This window comes from Perlucidibaca sp., from assembly GCF_057084925.1.
The window spans coordinates 38,648-54,829 of the sequence record NZ_JBXMRC010000029.1 but is presented as its reverse complement, the minus strand read 5'-3'; the positions used below and the strand labels follow the sequence as shown (position 1 = coordinate 54,829).

The following is a 16,182-nucleotide window of genomic DNA, read 5'->3' as shown; positions in this document are numbered from 1 at the left end:
TGATGGCTATGTTGATTCGTTTTTTACTTTTTGCAGCCATTGCGTGGTACGGCTATCGCTTAGTGAGGAAACTGCTCGACAAGCAGGCGTCTCTCCCACCCACCTCCCCAACTACAGAAAAGTCGCCGGAAGCGATGCTGGCATGTGCCTATTGCCAGGTCCATATCCCCGTGGGCGAGAGCACACAATCGCGCGGCAAAGTCTTTTGTTGCGAAGCACACCGCGACCGTTATTTCCGCGAAAACCCACCTCAGGATTAAGGCAGTATTTGGTAGGGGGCGGCATCTAAAGTGCCGGCCCTCCTCAACAGCTGATCGCACAGTAATTGCGCGGACGCTGGTGCCAGCACGAGACCATTGCGAAACTGCCCCGCGTTCACCCACACACCGGGATGACTGGGCACTTCGCCAATAAACGGAATGCCATTGGGAGAAGCCGGACGTAAACCGGCCCACTGCGCCACACACGGCGCCTGCGCCAGTGCAGGCCACAAGCTCAGCGCGGCGGCTCGCAAGGTGGCATGCGCCGTCTCCGTAATGGACTTTTCGAAGCCCGTATCTTCCAACGTCGAGCCACACAGCACGAGGCCATCACGGCGAGGAATCACGTAATGACCTTTCCGCAATATCATGGTTTTCAACGCACCCGGCGCAAGCTGATACAGCTGCATCTGGCCCTTTATAGGGCGAATCGGCAGAGTCAAACCTATGTCACGCAGCAAGTGTTGCGTCCACGCGCCGCCCGTGAGTACCACGGCATCAGCCTCCAGCTTGTCGCCATGGGCTAACACCACCCGCGGTTTCGGCTGGCTCGCCACCCGAACCACTTCTGCTTGCTCCCGCAGTGTGACTCGTTGCTGGCCAACCAAAGCGGCACGTAAGGCCTTTAGCAATCGTGGGTTTCGTACCTGCGCTACGTCAGGCAAATAGACCCCATGCTCAACATCGCCCGCTAGCCCAGGCCAACGCCGATGCAGGGCATTTGTCTGCAACAGGTCACAGGCAACACCCTGCTGCTGCGCCCAAGCCTGTGCGTCGCGTGCATCCAAGGTATCCAGAAAGAGCAAGCCGCTGCGTGTGAACTCAGCATCCAGTCCGGTTTCATCTAGGAGTGCCTGAGTTAATGCGGGATACGCTGCCTGCGCCCATCGCGCCAGAGCAGTGACCGCTGGTGGATAACGCCAAGGATACAGAGGCGACACGATGCCGCCACCGGCCCAAGACGCTTCCTGGCCTATGCTTCCGCGCTCCAGCAGCGTCACGTCAACGCCCGCAGCGGCTAGCAGTCGCGTGCTGAGCAAACCATTTATTCCGCCACCCACTACGATCACACGCATGTCATAAAACCTAAGCACCCATCCACTATATTTCCGCACAAATGGCGCGCGCCGCACTGAGCGTACTGGCGGAGCTGGCCGGCATGACTAATCGCACTCGACCCGACTTACTGATTATCCACTGACGCAGCGTGGAATCCTGCGCTTTTGGGGCACAGAGGGTCAATGTGCCATTGGATAACGCAGCATCGCCCCATTCCGACCAGACGATGCCCGTACTGGGTCTAAATCCTCTCCAGACTATGCGCCAATTCAGCGGAATGGGCGGCCCGAAAACCATACGGGGCTCGTCCGGCTGCCGTTGGTTGTCTCCGTTGGTATCGGCGAAGGCCAGCCAAGACGCACTCCATATGCTTTGACAAACCTTGCCGTCGGCACTGGTGCACAGAGTCCACGCCCGCGCATCCGTCAGTGCTCGCTGGCGCAAACGCATCAGCGCCAATTGCCATTGCACACCGAGTTGGCGAGCCGTGCTGGCTTGCTGCCAGCTCGACCAACTACTCATCGCCAGCACGAGCATGAATGCGCTTAACGCGAGCACAAGCATGTACTCCGCGAGCAACGCGCCACTCTGCTTTATTTTGCCTGCCCTCATGGTGATACCTGCTCATAACGTAACCAGAGCCCTTGTGGGGATGTGCCAGAGCGGTTCCCCGAGATCAGCTCAAGCTGCCAAGCTTGCGCTTTTAGCATGGGAAAGGCCGCGAGATCAGTACCTTCCTGAAGTTCAGCCTCGTGATTCGGCTGGACGCTTAATCGCCACTGCCATGTTGCGGGTTCATGCACTGCTGACAGCAGCGGCTGATGAATCGCGGTGCAATTTTGCCGCTCTTGGGTCAACAACGCGCGCTCCATCCGCCCACATCCTTGACTGGGTGACGCACGCAAGGGATGCCAGATTTGCTGCTTATCCGCATCTGTGCGCGATGGCACAGGCAAACGCTCTAATTGATGCGCCAAGAGAGCCAGCCATTGAGATTGTTGAAAACGCTGCTCGGTGAGGCGCACGCCTATGCCTTCGTGGGCCGCCACCTTCAAGCTCGTGATCGCCAACTCCGTCATGACACCGAGCATGACCAGTAGGCTCCACAACACATAACCCTGCTGAGCACCTGCATGCTTAGCCATTGGGCAGCTCCAGCGTTTGGCTCAGGGCGCGATGCGCGCGTGCATCGGTGATGCTCCCCAGACTGATGCCTAACCAATCGGCAGGAGGCTGCCAACGGCGTTTGCGTGGTAACAGCTCACTGCCACGCAAGAAAAGGCCAATCCTTAAGCTACGCACGCGCGTCGCTGGCGACATCGACCTTAAGGCCGAGGCGTCAATATAAGCGCCCGCCAAAGTGTCGCTGGGCGCAAGGCCATAAAGCACCTGAAAGCTATCAACATCGGCCAACAGCGCGATGCCGGAATCGCCTAAGCGCGAGCAGGTATTGGCATCGCACTGCCCCGCATCGCAGGCCAATACCCAGCCAGAAGTACTGCTATCGGCTCGGACAAAATAACGCTCAACAAGCACTTGGCCTGACAAGACGCGAGTGCCTTCACAATCCAGCACCGCACGATCCGCGAGAAATTGCAGCGTCAGCTGATCGCTGAGCGGTTTACCCAAGCCCCGGTTATTGTCACTGAGCCACGCACTCAACCGCGCATTATCTAGCGCCAGCGGGTGTACCCCACCGAACCCCGCCCATTCGGCCCGTTGACGAAGCCGTTGCAGCGCCCATTGCCCGGCATTAGCCGTTTGCAGTGCTTGTCGTTGTGCTAACGCGAGCTGCCAGCTGCTGCTTAACCACGCCACAGCCGCCATCATGAGGATGATCCCGATCACGCTGGCCAACAGCCACTCGGCCAATGCCACGCCTGTTTGTGACTTCATGGCAGCAGCAAAACCGAACAATGCGCCTGCGCTAGGCGTACGCCGCTCGCATCCAGGCAGCCCCCCTCCGGGCCGGCACTGGCTTCTGTGCCAGACCATGCCACCAGCAAGCAGCTACCTGGCGCATCCAGACAGGGCTGCAAATGCCATTGCACGCGGGGCAGATCCCGGCGTAACTGCAGGGCCAGTGCGCCCACATCGGCTAAGGCTCTCGCCTCGGCATCGCAGGCTTGCGACTCGCAGGCATCTACCTTTGTGGGATGGGGTAAGGGCTGGGCAAGGGCTAGACGGTAATGGGATTCGCCGCGAGGATTCAGGCGCCAGCGTGCAGCAAAGTCTTGTATGGCTTGCAGCGCCAACAGCCGCGTCGCCGCCGATTGTTGTAGTTGCCTAGCTTGCCATTGCGCCGCCAGCAGCCCATTTAAGGCTACCGCTAACAGTGCCAAGGCCACTAAAGCCTCGGCCAAGCCCATACCGCGCTGATCCCTGCCCGTCATGTTCGCCTCCGCCACAGACATCCTGTCTGTCACAAAGGCTAGATCAGCAATGCGCTATTCGCGACCTCCGCTGATGACCGGCACGACCAACGGCGAAGACTTAAACCGCTTTAACGGGAATCCGCAGCTCTTTTGGCATGGAGAAAACAATGTGTTCAGGACGACCTGCCAGCTCCTCTGGCACATTGCCGCCCCAATCGCTGAGGCGCTGAATCACTTGCGCGATCAGCACTTCCGGGGCTGAAGCACCAGCGGTGACGCCAACGGCCTTCACATCCTGCAGCCAGCTTTTTTCGATTTGCTCAGCATTGTCGATCAAGTAAGACTGAGCGCCGATACGCTCCGCCAATTCGCGCAAACGATTAGAGTTTGACGAGTTCGGCGAGCCCACCACCAGTACAACTTGGCACTGCTCCGCCAGCGTTTTCACGGCGTCCTGACGATTTTGCGTGGCGTAGCAAATATCATCTTTGCGAGGTCCCTGAATGGCCGGAAACTTGGCGCGCAGGGCATCGATAACGCGTGCGGTGTCATCAACCGACAGCGTGGTCTGGGTGACAAAGGCGAGGTTCTCAGGATTACGCACCACCAGCTTGGCCACATCGGCCTCATCTTCCACGAGGTAGATATCGCCACCATAGTGACGCTCATACTGCCCCATGGTGCCTTCCACTTCCGGATGGCCTTGATGACCAATCAGAATGGCTTCGGTACCGCTACGGGCATAACGTGCAACTTCCATATGCACCTTGGTGACCAATGGGCAAGTCGCATCAAACACCTTCAGGCCCCGCGCAGCAGCTTCGCTTTGTACCGTCTTGGACACGCCGTGCGCCGAGAAAATCACAATGGCATCGTCGGGCACTTGATCCAGCTCATCAACAAATACGGCGCCGCGATTGCGCAGGTCATCCACGACAAATTTGTTATGCACGACTTCGTGGCGGACATAGATGGGGCGGCCGAACACTTCCAGTGCGCGATTGACAATTTCGATCGCGCGATCGACGCCGGCACAGAAGCCACGTGGATTAGCAAGTTTGATGTCCATGACCGGCTCCTGTCTCGCTTAATTCAATGTCACAGCGGTAGCGTCGGCATCCATGACCCGCAGGATATCCACGCTAAAAACGAGCTCACGCCCAGCCAAGGGGTGGTTAAAGTCCACCACCACTATCCCTTCTGGCAGATCTTTGATGATGCCCGGCAACTCGGCACCACTAGCATCGGCAAAATGCATGACCATGCCCGGCTCAAGCAGCTGCTCGCCAAACTGGTGGCGGGGAAAGTGCTGAACACTGTCTTCGTTCCACTCACCAAAGCCATTTTTAATGACAAACCGACCTTGCTCACCCGCCTGCATGCCCTCAATGGCTGCCTCGAAGGCTGGCAGTAAGCTGCCATCACCAAACACCATCGTGGGCGGATCATTGCGCTCGTGCGTACTATCGAGCTGTTCGCCAGAGCTCAGCGCCACCGAAAAATGCAAGCACACGCGCTTGCCCGGACCGACGGCACTCATGACTTATGCTCGCGGCGTGCTTCTAAAAACAAACTGTCGATGATTAGCATGGTGGCCCCAATTGAAATCCCAATATCCGCGATATTAAACGCCGGGAAATTCCTGCCTGCCCAGTGCACATGAATGAAATCGACAACATAACCCTGCAAGGCTCGGTCGTAGAGATTGCCCCAGGCACCGCCTAGCAGCAGCACAATCGCCACCGGCAACCAACGCGAACCGGCAGGCAGGCGTTGCAACCAGACCAACAAACAGATGCTGACGATGACGCCCACTGCCACGAAAAACCAGCGCTGCCAACCACCCGCATCATGCAGAAAACTGAATGCCGCGCCGGTATTGTGCGCCAGCGTCCAATTGAGCCACGGCTGTACATACCGCGGCCAACCATAAACCAAGGACTCGCTCGCCCAGACTTTAGTGAAATAGTCGGCAATAAAAATCGCGACGGCAATCCACAACCAACCCCACGGGGCCGCCACCAGCTGACGCCCGACACGTTGTAGTACTGAGTCGTTACGCATAACTTCGCTCCTCGCCTTTTCCGGCCACGTTAACGACGCAGCGGGCACAAATATCGGGATGATCTGCATGGCTACCTACGTCGGCACGGTAATGCCAGCAGCGCGCGCACTTGCTGTGCGCTGACGCCAATACCGCCACGCGCAAGCCCTCTACATCGGTTTCGCTGCCACCGGCCTCTTCACCCGCGCGCAGGCGGGCCGCCGAGGTGATCAAAACGAAGCGCAGCTCATCGCCCAGTGGCGTCAGCAATTCACGCAGTGCTGGGCTGACAAAGAGTTCGACCTCGGCCGACAACCCCGAGCCGACTTCCTTGCGATTGCGCGCTTCTTCAATCTGCTTGTTCACGGCTGACTTCACCGCCAGCACCTGCGTCCAGTAATCACGCGTGAGCAGCGGCTGATCTTCGGGCAGACGCGCCAGACCCGTGTACCACTCAGCGAGAAAGACCGAACCAACGCGCTCGCCCGGCAGCACTTCCCAGATTTCCTCGGCGGTGAAGCTGAGGATGGGCGCGGCCCAGCGCACGAATGCTTCGGCGATGTGCCAGAGCGCGGTCTGTACCGAACGACGCGCTAACGACTGCGCCTGCGTGGTGTACTGGCGATCCTTGATGATGTCGAGGTAAAAGCCACCGAGCTCGACCACGCAGAAGTTGTGCAGCTTGTGATAGATCTGGTGGAACTGCAGATCATCGTAGGCCACGCGGATGTCATCCTGCAGACGCGCAGCGGCATCCACCACCCAGCGATCCAGCGCCAGCATTTGGTCGGCGGGGACGGCATCGCGCACCGGATCGAAACCGTTCAGGTTCGAGAGCAGGAAGCGTAGCGTGTTGCGGATGCGACGATAGCTGTCGGACATGCGCGTGAGGATTTCGTCGCTGACCGACATCTCGCCACGGTAATCGGTGGCCGAGACCCAAAGACGGATGATGTCGGCGCCCAGCGTCTGCATGACCTTTTGCGGCGCGACGACATTGCCCACCGACTTCGACATCTTGCGACCCTGGCCATCGACCGTGAAGCCATGCGTGAGCACGGTCTTGAACGGGGCCGAACCATTGGCAGCGACCGCCGTGAGCAGCGATGACTGGAACCAACCGCGATGCTGGTCCGAACCTTCCAGATAAAGGTCCGCCGGATACTGCAAGCCGTCGAAACGCTTGAGCACGCAGGCATGGGTGACGCCGGAATCGAACCAGACATCGAGCGTGTCGGTGACCTTGTCGTACTGCTCCGCCTCAGCGCCCAGCAGCTCATTGGCTGCCAGCGAGAACCACGCCTCGATGCCCTCGGCCTCGACGCGCAGCGCCACCTGCTCGATCAGCTCGGCCGTGCGCGGATGCAGCTCGCCGCTCTCTTTATGCACGAACAAGGTAATCGGCACACCCCAGGTACGCTGACGCGAAATGCACCAGTCCGGGCGGCCGGCGACCATGCCTTCGATACGCGCCTGACCCCAGTCTGGCAGCCATTGCACCTGCTTGATGGCCGACAGCGCGCTATCACGCAGACCGTTCTGGGTCATGCTGATAAACCACTGCGGCGTGGCGCGGAAGATGATCGGTGTCTTGTGGCGCCAGCAATGCGGATAGCTGTGCTGGAACTTCTTGTAGCAGAGCAGCGCGAAGGAGCCGTCGGCGCGCGGTTCGCGCAAGGCATCGAGAATGGCCTCGTTGGCCTTGTTCACGTGCAGGCCAGCAAAACGCGGCGTGCTGGGCAGGAAAACGCCATTGCCATCGACCGGATTATCCACCGGCAGGCCATACTGGCGGCCAATGACAAAGTCGTCCTGACCGTGACCAGGCGCGGTATGCACAGCGCCGGTACCGGCATCGGCCGTGACATGCTCACCAACAATCACCGGCACCACGCGCGCGTAGAACGGATGCTGCAGCTGCAGACCTTCCAGGGTCTGGCCGGCAAATGTCGCCAGCACCACGGCATCGCTGCCTTCATAGCGAGCGACAGCGGCTTCCCACAGCGACTCGGCAAGCACGAGGTGACGCACGCCGCCAGCCACTGTCACACGCACAACGACATAAGCCAGCTCGGGATGCAGCGATACGGCCTGGTTAGCCGGCAGCGTCCACGGCGTCGTGGTCCAGATCACCAGTTCGGCCGTCGGCACATTCACGCCAACGCGTGTGGAAAAATCACCGGCATCAACCACAGCAAAGCCCACATCAATCGCCGCCGAGGTCTTGTCCTGATACTCGACCTCCGCTTCTGCCAGTGCCGACGCACAGTCCATGCACCAATGCACTGGCTTCAAACCCTTGTGCAGATGTCCATTGCCTGCGATCTGGCCGAGCACACGAATGATGTCGGCTTCCTGCGTGTAATTCATGGTCAGGTACGGGTTATCCCAATCGCCCAGAACACCTAAGCGCTGGAAATCAACGGACTGACGTGTCACCTGCGAGGCCGCGTACTCACGGCACTTCTCGCGAAACTCTTTAGCACTGACCTTCACGCCGGGCTTGCCGACCTGCTTTTCGACATTCAGCTCGATGGGCAGGCCGTGACAATCCCAGCCCGGCACATAGGGCGCATCAAAGCCGCTCATCGTTTTCGCTTTCACGATGATGTCTTTCAGAATCTTGTTCACGGCGTGACCGATATGGATGTCGCCGTTGGCGTAGGGCGGGCCGTCATGCAAGATGAACTTCGGTGCGCCGGCTCGCGCAGCACGAATCTGCGCGTACAGCTGCTTTTCGCGCCAGGCCTCGACGCGCGCCGGTTCGCGCGTGGCCAGGCTGGCCTTCATGGCAAAGTCGGTTTCCGGCAGGTTCAGCGTGTTCTTGTAATCCATAAAGCGCTCGTTACACCGCAAAGTAGTCATGGCCTGCGGCAACATCTGCCTCGATAGCCGTTTTCAGCGCATCCAGAGACGGAAAACGCTGTTCATCACGCAGCTTGTGGCGAAACACCACCCGCAAGCGACGACCGTAAAGATCACCGCTGAAATTCAGTAAAAAGCTTTCGCAGCGCGCCTGCACGCCCTGCACGGTCGGTCGCGAACCGACATTGGCCACACCCGGATACGCTTTTTCTGGCGCAGCAGCATCGGCCCCAAAAACCTCAACTGCAAAAACGCCGCGCAGGGGCAGAACCTGCCGGTGCATGAGCAGGTTCGCCGTGGGCAGGCCCAGCGTACGGCCAAGCTTGTCGCCATGCACAACATGACCGGCGACGGCAAACGGGCGGCCGGTCAGCGCCTCGGCCAGGGCAAAGTCAGCCGCAGCCACTGCTGCGCGCAGACGCGTGCTGCTGACGCGTTCATCGGCCACCGTCACCGTCGGCATCTGCCCGACCGTAAAGCCCTGCTGCTGGCCACGGGCGGTAAGCAAGGCGTGATCACCGCTGCGATCACAACCGAAGCGAAAGTCATCGCCAACCAGCACATGGCGCGCGCCCAAGGCCGACACCAACAGCTCATCAATAAAACCGTTAGCGGTATAGGCACGAAAACGCGCATTAAAACGCACCAACAACACCCGATCGGCACCGGCCTCAGCCAGCGCCTCAACCTTGTCGCGCCACGTCATTAAGCGCGCGGGCGCATCACGACCGGCTGACTCAGCAAAAAATTCCTGGGGTTGCGGCTCGAAACACATCACCAACGCAGGCACACCCAAAGCATCAGCGCGCTGCTTCAACGCCGCTACCATGGCTTGATGGCCGTGGTGCACGCCATCAAAGTTACCTATGGTCACGGCATTGCCCCGATGCTCGGGGCGCAAATTGTGCAGTCCGCGAATTAGCTGCATGAGGGCAAACTCGTTAAGGCGTCAGCGTGAAAAAGCAGCGCAGTATAAAGGATGCGCATCAGTGATGGCGCAGCTCATGTGGCCGGAATCCCACAGCCAACAACGCCAGACCATAACTCGCGGCACCACCGACACAAATCAGCAAGACCCAGCCCACACGCGACCAACCCGGATTATCCAGCCACCAGAGACTATCGGGGGTGATGGCCAACAGTACGCCAACCATGACGGCATTCGCCAAAGCAAAACGCAGGGCTAATTTTATCCAATGCCGCTCAAAACGATAAATGCCCTTTTCATGCAGGCCTTTATAAAGCAGCCCGGCGTTTAAGAAGGCCGACAACGTACTGGCCAGCGACAAACCTACATGCTCTAAATGCCAGACCAACATGAGGTTGAACACCATGTTAGCCACCATCGCAATAATGCCGATGCGCACCGGGGTCTTCACGTCCTGGCGAGCATAAAACGCTGGGGCAAAGACCTTCACCAACATGAAGGCGAGAATGCCGCCGGAGAGCGCTTGCAACGCCATCGCAGACTTCACAACATCGACCCGATCAAATTGGCCATGATGAAAAAGTGCCGCCATTAAGGGCTCTGCCAGAATACCCATAGCCAGTGAGGCTGGCACGCCCACCATGAAAATCACCTTCAACGCCCAATCAATCGTGCTGCGAAACTCTGCATCTGACCTTTCCGAATGCTTAGTCGACAACGTGGGCAAAATTACCGTAGCCACCGCAATACCAATTAACCCCAGTGGCAGTTCGGTGAGACGCTCGGCGGTATACAGCCAAGACACCGAGCCGGCCACCAGAAAGGACGCCAAAATCGTATCTAGCAAAAGGTTAATCTGACTCACCGACACGCCAAACATGGCGGGCAGCATGAGTGTCAGAATTCGCTTCACGTCCGGGTCTTTAAAGTCCGGCTTGAAGCGCGGCACCAGATTGATTTGACGTAGCGGAAACCATTGAAAGCCGAGCTGAACGATACCGGCAATCAGCACGCCCCAAGCTAGGGCCATGATGGGTGTTGTTAATAAGGGAGCCAGCCACACAGCGCAGCCAATCATGGTCAGATTCATTAATACCGGCGTAAAGCTGGACGCACCAAAGCGGCCGTAGGTATTCAGAATGCCGCCAGCGAAAGCCGTGAGCGAAATGAGCAGTAAATAAGGAAAGGTGATGCGCAACATGTCGGCGGCGAGATCAAAGCGCACCGTGTCCTCGCGGAAGCCGGGGGCAAAGATGAAAATAATGGCCGGTGAAAAGACAATGGCAACGGCGGTTAAGCTACCAATAATGATGGTTAGCGAACCGGCAACATGATCAATGAGCTGCCGCACAGCAGCCTCGCCGCGCTGCGCCCTAACGTCTGTCAGTACCGGCACAAACGCCTGCGAAAAAGCACCCTCTGCAAATAATCGTCGCAAAAAATTAGGAATCTTAAAGGCCACCAAAAAGGCATCCATGAGCTTGCCGGCACCGAACAAATTCATGAACACCATGTCTCGCACCAAGCCCGCAATACGCGACAGTAGCGTCATTGCACTGACAATAAAGGTCGAGCGCCACAAGCGGCTGTTGGTAGACTGCAATGGTGGGTTAGACATGACGACTCCTGATGCGCGGCGTGATGTTAGCCCAGCCGCCCCAGTATCGCCACCAGAGTAGTTGACTTAGTGCGATGGGATCGGCATCATTGCGCGCCTGATTTTAGATATGCAAACCCGCATATTTGAGACACTTTATTCACCGATTTATTTAGGAGTCGCCCTGTGGCCAACTCTGCACAAGCCAAGAAGCGCGCTCGTCAAAACGACAAGCAGCGCCTGCACAATGCGAGCCTGCGCTCCATGGTGCGTACTTACATCAAGAAAGTCGTGAACGCCATCGCCGCCGGCGACAAGGCCGTAGCGCAAGCTGCCTACACTGTTGCTGTTCCGGTCATCGACCGTATCGCCGACAAGGGCATCATCCACAAGAACAAGGCTGCTCGTCATAAGAGCCGTCTGAACGCTCAGATCAAGGCCCTCGCCTAAGCTCTGCGTTCGCTGCGCCTGACTGGCTCTTTGCGGACGAAAAGCGTGTGGATAAAAAACCGGTCCTCGTGACCGGTTTTTTTATGCCTGCTGATATGCTTCTGGAAAATCCTAGTGGTGGAAATACGACTTATGTCTCTTACCTCGCCATCATCCCACTGCATTGAATGCGGACTGCACAAGGTGTGCTTCCCGCCCAGCTTTGAAGCAGGAGCGCTGGAACAGCTAAGCAGCTTGATCAACTCACAAAATCTGCTTAGCAAAGGCGAGAGCGTCTACCGCCAAGGTGATAGCGCCCGTGCGATATACGCCGTTCAATCCGGCGCTTTGAAAACGGTTATGACGCAGGCGGATGGATCAACGCAGATCACCGGTTTTTATTTGCCGGGCGAGGTCATCGGTTTGGATAATTTGGCGCAATCGCATTGCGCGAGCACCGCCATCGCCACCGAAAAGACAGGGCTATGTGAACTGCCGGTAAATGCCATGAGCAGACTGTCGCAGCAACTACCGGAACTGCAAAGCCATCTTTTTCAAATCATGAGCAATGAGATTCGCGCCGACTACCAACGCATGCACATGCTCAGCCAAAGCAGTGCTGAAGAGCGCGTGCTGAGCTTTTTGTTGAGCTGGTCAGCGCGGCAGGCAAGGCATCGTCTTTCTGCTCAGGTGCTGCGCCTGACCATGACGCGAGAAGACTTAGCCAATTATCTCGGCCAAGCCCTAGAGACGCTGAGCCGTACCCTGCACAAACTACAAGACGACAACCTGATTACCGTGGCAGGCCGCCAGATCACGCTGAAAGACCTGCCCGGACTCAACGCACGCCTTCAGGTTCAATGCTCGTAACGCTGATTACGCCAGGCCGAATGCTGCACGTGATCAGGTACCTGAGGCTCATGCGCTAACTCAATGGGTCCTTTGTATTGACGCATCAAGGCCCACATCACCCCCAGTGGAATACCCACTGCCGACAGCACAATAACGACAAACGATAAAACCCCACTCCAGGTTCCCAATAACTCCATCAACATGGCCTTTCTCCTCATCATGACTGATGAGGCTATGACACCACTCTGCTGGCTTGGCGTTATTGACCCAGATCAAACTTTGGATCGCAACCTGTGACTAGGGCGCGCTGCGTTGCAACGTAAGCTGCTGAATGGGCAGACGCAGGTCAGCCTGCTCGATAAGCACAGGAATCGCTGCCGAGGGCGCATGAACGTGTAGGCCAATTTTTGCCAGCACCGGCGCTTGCGCTTCCCGATGCAGGGCAAATTGCGTGTTTAGTGTCGTAAGGACAGGCACCGCCACTTGCTGGTTTAAGGAAAACTGCAAGGGCCCGCGATAAGCCAACGCAATTTCAGTCTCTATGGGCACGGTTAACGTAATGGGCAGATCGAAGTTCAACGGCACACGTGCCATCAAATCGAATTGTGGCAAAAAGCGCGAGTTCACCACTAAGGCGGTGCTGCCACGCAGATCCGTAAACGCCCGGATGGGAATGCTGCCACGATAGGTGACGGTCGTTTTCAACGGGATCTGGGCATTGAACTCGACTTGCGCAACATAGCTCCCCGTCAAAGGGAGCTGAAAGGTCTGATCGATAGGAACTCGCGCATTCACCAAGCCGTCAATTTTTATCGGCACCGGATCGGTGATGTCTACAAGTGCGCGCAATCCCTCAGGCAGCCGCATCAATATTTGCTGCTGACTCAAATCCATGCCAACCACTAAGCGCAGATAGATCAGCACACCCAATCCGCCTCCCACGACGCAGGTCAGCATCGCCATCAGCGATACGGTCAAGGCCAGACGAGGCGTTAGGGTCATGGCTGCTTGCGCTTCATGTCGAGCGCCAAATCACGCAACGGCAAGCGTAAGTCCGCCTGTTCAATCACAGCAGGCACCGGGCCTTGCACACGAATATTGGCCTGTAACGCAGACTGCACCGGCACGCGCAACTGGCTATGTACCGGCACCACCGTATCAATGACCGCCTTCAGCGGAATCCGTAAGGGCTGATCGATGCGCACATCCGCCGGCGTACTGAAGCGGACGCGCACACGCTGATCTACCGGAATATCCAAATTCACGGGAATCATTGCTTTGATTGGCACATCGCCGCGCACCGGCAGCGTTAAATCACGGCCCAGTACACGAACCTGAACCTGCGTATCCACGTGAACCACTTGATCGATAGACACGCGCTCACGCACGGGCACCGTCATACGAATGGGCACATCGCTATCCACCGAGGCAGTTACCTTGAGCGTGTCACGGATGGGCACTGTAATGAGCTGATTGACGGGCACGCGTGCCGATACATCACCATCAATGCGAACGTCCAGCACATTCAGCACATCTGCACTCACCGCAAAGGCCTCAGGCAATGACACTACCATGGGCTGGTTCTTGAGCTGAACGCGGGCATCAACATGCTGGAACAACCACCAGCCGGCAAATGCGCCACCCAGCATGGCAGCCAATAGGGTCAGGCCAATAAAAAGCAGCCACTGTCGTAGGTTCATTGATTCGCCTTCGGTGAAATTTGTTTCGACTGATCTGAAGCCGATGGAACCGGCCAGCACACCAGCAGTACCCCCATCAGAATCACCGCCAGACCCCAGAGCTCGGCGGCATCAACGGTTTCACCGCCCAACCACACACCAAGCACCACCGCCACGACTGGATTGACATAGGCATAGCTAGTCGCCAGTGCGGGGCGCACAGTCGCCAGGAGATAGACATACGAAGAGAAACCGACGATGGCGCCGACAAAAATCAGATAGATCAGCGCCCAAAAACTCTGTGCCGATGCGGGAGCCCCCCAAGCCTCACCCCGCAGCAAACTCGCGATGAGCAGCGCCCCGCCACCCACCAACATTTGCACGGCGCTGGCCATCCAGACATTGGGTTGCTCGTGGTGCTTGCCCCACATGGAGCCGAACGACCAGATCAGCGCAGCGAAAATGAGCACGGCAAAACCAAACACGGAGCCGGCCAGCCCCTCGCCCTGCTTCAGCAAGACAATGCCGAGCACGCCCAGCAACAACCCCAACCACTCGCGCGCGGTGGTCCGCTGCCCCCAGAGGCGTGCGAAAAGTGCGGCACAAAGTGGCGTTAAGGCCACCACCGTGGCTGATAGCGCCGAGTTCACGCCCACTTCCATCGCCAAGCCAACGCCGCCATTGCCGCCCACCAGCAGCAAGGTGCCGACAAAACCGGCATTGCGCCATTGCTTCACGCTGGGATGGGGATGCCCGCGCAGGGCGAGAAATGCGTAGATGATGCCGCCCGCCACGAGATACCTTACGCCCGCCATAAACAGCGGCGCCATGCCTTCGATGGCCCAGCGCATGGCGAGGTAGGTCGAGCCCCAGACTAAATAGAGTGATGTCAGTGCCAGCAGGATACGTCCGCGCTGACCGACCACGGCGCTAGACAACCACCATGTTGTCGCGATGAATCAGTTCTGGCGCGTCGGCGTAACCGAGCAGACTTTCGATGCGCTCAGAAGCCTGGCCTGCAATTCGGCACGCTTCATCGCTACTGTAATTGACCATGCCCACGGCGACCTGTTGGCCCTGCTCATCGAGGCAAGCCACGACCTCACCGCGAGAGAACGTGCCTTGCACTTCACGCACACCGACAGGCAATAGGCTTCGGCCACCGCTTTGCAGCGCCTTCACCGCACCGGCATCCAGCACCAGCCGGCCAGCATGTTGTAAATGCCCTGCCAACCATTGCTTTCGCGCCGCCAGTCGGTCCTGCTCGGGCAACAACAGCGTGCCCAGCACCTCACCATCGGCAATACGCGTCAGCACATCGATACCCCGGCCACTGGCAATCACTGTGGCACAGCCCGAACGGGCCGCCAGACGCGCCGCGCGCACTTTCGTGACCATGCCGCCGCGGCCGAACTTGCCACCACCGCCGGCCATCGCCAGTAAACGCTCGTCCATGGCCTGAACTTCAGGCAACAACACGGCATCGGGGTCATTTCGAGGGTCGCGATCGAACATGCCTTCCTGATCGGTCAGGATGATCAGCGCTTCGGCCTCGACCAGATTGGCCACCAGAGCGCCCAGCGTGTCGTTGTCGCCAAAGCGAATTTCGTCGGTCGCCACGGTGTCATTTTCATTGATGACAGCGAGTACACCCCAGTCCATCAAGGTACGTAGCGTACTGCGCGCATTGAGATAGCGCTGACGATCGGCAAGATCATCGTGCGTAAGCAGCACCTGCGCCGTACGCACGCCGTGCTCACGAAAATGCGATTCATAGGCCTGAACCAAGCCCATCTGGCCGATGGCGGCACAGGCTTGTAAGGCCGGCACAGACTCAGGACGCTGGGTAAGCCCCATGCGCACCATGCCCTCTGCCACAGCACCCGATGACACCAAAATCAGCTCGATGCCGCGTGCCTTCAACGCCACCATCTGCGCCACCCAAGCCGCCATGGCGGCCTGATCTAAGCCCTGACCATTGTCGGTGAGCAAGGCCGAGCCGATTTTGACGACCCAGCGACGGGCATGCTGAAGGCGCGAGCGGTGCAGAGACATGATGCGAAATCCCGAAAACCTAAACGGTAGCTAAGACGA

Annotated in this window: 19 protein-coding genes; 3 read left to right on the top strand and 16 right to left on the bottom strand. The window is 58.2% G+C overall.

The genetic code is table 11. The features are described from left to right. Positions 1–2 precede the first annotated feature (2 nt). Complete coding sequence (locus AC14IB_RS09780; protein ID WP_484231694.1) at positions 3–260, top strand: PP0621 family protein; 258 nt, start codon at positions 3–5, stop codon at positions 258–260. Here the strand turns inward: AC14IB_RS09780 and AC14IB_RS09775 are convergent. The 11 genes from AC14IB_RS09775 to murJ form a co-directional block, all read right to left on the bottom strand. Beyond that, complete coding sequence (locus AC14IB_RS09775) at positions 257–1,336, bottom strand: NAD(P)/FAD-dependent oxidoreductase (RefSeq protein ID WP_484231693.1); 1,080 nt, start codon at positions 1,334–1,336, stop codon at positions 257–259. The genes AC14IB_RS09780 and AC14IB_RS09775 overlap by 4 nt on opposite strands. 25 nt (positions 1,337–1,361) lie before the next feature. After that, positions 1,362–1,883 carry a GspH/FimT family protein gene (locus tag AC14IB_RS09770; RefSeq protein ID WP_484231692.1) on the bottom strand — a complete coding sequence of 174 codons (522 nt, stop codon included), beginning with the start codon at positions 1,881–1,883 and terminating at the stop codon, positions 1,362–1,364. Between the two features lie 44 nt (positions 1,884–1,927). After that, entirely contained in the window at positions 1,928–2,464 is a 537-nt protein-coding gene (locus AC14IB_RS09765) for a hypothetical protein (protein ID WP_484231691.1), read from the bottom strand. After that, entirely contained in the window at positions 2,457–3,215 is a 759-nt protein-coding gene (locus AC14IB_RS09760; RefSeq protein WP_484231690.1) for a PilW family protein, read from the bottom strand. Before AC14IB_RS09760 ends, AC14IB_RS09765 begins: the two co-directional genes overlap by 8 nt. Next, positions 3,212–3,712, bottom strand: a complete 501-nt coding sequence (locus tag AC14IB_RS09755) for a hypothetical protein (protein WP_484231689.1) — start codon at positions 3,710–3,712, stop codon at positions 3,212–3,214. Before AC14IB_RS09755 ends, AC14IB_RS09760 begins: the two co-directional genes overlap by 4 nt. A 100-nt stretch (positions 3,713–3,812) precedes the next feature. Further along, positions 3,813–4,763, bottom strand: a complete 951-nt coding sequence (gene ispH / locus AC14IB_RS09750) for a 4-hydroxy-3-methylbut-2-enyl diphosphate reductase (RefSeq protein WP_484231688.1) — start codon at positions 4,761–4,763, stop codon at positions 3,813–3,815. 18 nt (positions 4,764–4,781) lie between these two features. Beyond that, the gene (locus tag AC14IB_RS09745; protein ID WP_484231687.1) at positions 4,782–5,234 is read right to left on the bottom strand and encodes an FKBP-type peptidyl-prolyl cis-trans isomerase; all 453 of its coding nucleotides are present in this window, start codon (positions 5,232–5,234) and stop codon (positions 4,782–4,784) included. Further along, on the bottom strand, positions 5,231–5,758 hold the full coding sequence (gene lspA, locus AC14IB_RS09740) for a signal peptidase II (protein WP_484231686.1): 528 nt from the start codon (positions 5,756–5,758) through the stop codon (positions 5,231–5,233). Before lspA ends, AC14IB_RS09745 begins: the two co-directional genes overlap by 4 nt. After that, the gene (ileS, locus tag AC14IB_RS09735) at positions 5,751–8,603 is read right to left on the bottom strand and encodes an isoleucine--tRNA ligase (protein WP_484231685.1); all 2,853 of its coding nucleotides are present in this window, start codon (positions 8,601–8,603) and stop codon (positions 5,751–5,753) included. Before ileS ends, lspA begins: the two co-directional genes overlap by 8 nt. Next, on the bottom strand, positions 8,584–9,531 hold the full coding sequence (ribF, locus tag AC14IB_RS09730) for a bifunctional riboflavin kinase/FAD synthetase (RefSeq protein WP_484231684.1): 948 nt from the start codon (positions 9,529–9,531) through the stop codon (positions 8,584–8,586). Before ribF ends, ileS begins: the two co-directional genes overlap by 20 nt. 58 nt (positions 9,532–9,589) lie before the next feature. Continuing rightward, entirely contained in the window at positions 9,590–11,149 is a 1,560-nt protein-coding gene (murJ, locus tag AC14IB_RS09725; protein ID WP_484231683.1) for a murein biosynthesis integral membrane protein MurJ, read from the bottom strand. Positions 11,150–11,314: 165 nt separating this feature from the next. Here murJ and rpsT point away from each other — a divergent pair, with 165 nt between their 5' ends. Further along, the gene (gene rpsT, locus AC14IB_RS09720) at positions 11,315–11,578 is read left to right on the top strand and encodes a 30S ribosomal protein S20 (RefSeq protein WP_068861012.1); all 264 of its coding nucleotides are present in this window, start codon (positions 11,315–11,317) and stop codon (positions 11,576–11,578) included. Positions 11,579–11,710: 132 nt separating this feature from the next. Next, positions 11,711–12,427 carry a helix-turn-helix domain-containing protein gene (locus tag AC14IB_RS09715; RefSeq protein WP_484231682.1) on the top strand — a complete coding sequence of 239 codons (717 nt, stop codon included), beginning with the start codon at positions 11,711–11,713 and terminating at the stop codon, positions 12,425–12,427. Here the strand turns inward: AC14IB_RS09715 and AC14IB_RS09710 are convergent. The 5 genes from AC14IB_RS09710 to proB all read right to left on the bottom strand — a co-directional run bounded on the left by AC14IB_RS09710 (position 12,415) and on the right by proB (position 16,143). Further along, positions 12,415–12,612: a hypothetical protein gene (locus AC14IB_RS09710; RefSeq protein ID WP_484231681.1), complete on the bottom strand. Its 198-nt coding sequence runs from the start codon at positions 12,610–12,612 to the stop codon at positions 12,415–12,417. The genes AC14IB_RS09715 and AC14IB_RS09710 overlap by 13 nt on opposite strands. A 94-nt stretch (positions 12,613–12,706) precedes the next feature. Next, positions 12,707–13,411, bottom strand: a complete 705-nt coding sequence (locus AC14IB_RS09705) for a hypothetical protein (protein WP_484231680.1) — start codon at positions 13,409–13,411, stop codon at positions 12,707–12,709. After that, positions 13,408–14,109 carry a hypothetical protein gene (locus tag AC14IB_RS09700; RefSeq protein ID WP_484231679.1) on the bottom strand — a complete coding sequence of 234 codons (702 nt, stop codon included), beginning with the start codon at positions 14,107–14,109 and terminating at the stop codon, positions 13,408–13,410. Before AC14IB_RS09700 ends, AC14IB_RS09705 begins: the two co-directional genes overlap by 4 nt. Then, positions 14,106–15,026 (bottom strand): drug/metabolite exporter YedA, encoded by a 921-nt coding sequence (gene yedA / locus AC14IB_RS09695; protein ID WP_484231678.1) that lies wholly within the window; start codon positions 15,024–15,026, stop codon positions 14,106–14,108. The genes AC14IB_RS09700 and yedA overlap by 4 nt, the downstream gene beginning before the upstream one ends. Continuing rightward, complete coding sequence (gene proB / locus AC14IB_RS09690) at positions 15,019–16,143, bottom strand: glutamate 5-kinase (RefSeq protein ID WP_484231677.1); 1,125 nt, start codon at positions 16,141–16,143, stop codon at positions 15,019–15,021. The genes yedA and proB overlap by 8 nt, the downstream gene beginning before the upstream one ends. Positions 16,144–16,182: the final 39 nt, after the last annotated feature.